The organism is Streptococcus suis (assembly GCF_002964575.1).
GTDB lineage: Bacteria > Bacillota > Bacilli > Lactobacillales > Streptococcaceae > Streptococcus > Streptococcus suis_R.
The window spans coordinates 1-326 of the sequence record NZ_POQQ01000003.1 but is presented as its reverse complement, the minus strand read 5'-3'; the positions used below and the strand labels follow the sequence as shown (position 1 = coordinate 326).

Sequence of the window (326 nt, the reverse complement as noted above, 5' to 3'; positions counted from 1 at the left end):
CCCTCCTGGTTTCAATCTATCCCAATCTTGTTTATTTCCAATGCCTACAATGAACTCACGTTGCAAGTCCAGGGTCTTAGATTTTTTGACGTGCTGATAGTAATCACTAATCATTCGGTCTTTTCGTTTTTGTTTGGCATTGTATTCTGCTAAGGATTTACCAAACAAGGTCTGATAAACCTCTTTTAGATTTTCCTGTTTGATATAAATATTGTCTCCAGATTTGCTTTGATCAATATGCTGGTATTGAACTTCCAAATACTCCTCTTCTGTCAAATCTCGGTTATTGTGTTTGATACTTGTCATCTTGGTACTCGTAGATCGGA

The 326-nt window shown here is 36.8% G+C and carries 1 pseudogene; it reads right to left on the bottom strand.

Annotated features, from left to right (window positions below):
* Nucleotides 1-306 (bottom strand): annotated as a pseudogene (locus C1E58_RS00360) (plasmid recombination protein); the annotation flags it as partial.
* Between the last annotated feature and the right edge of the window lie 20 nt (nucleotides 307-326).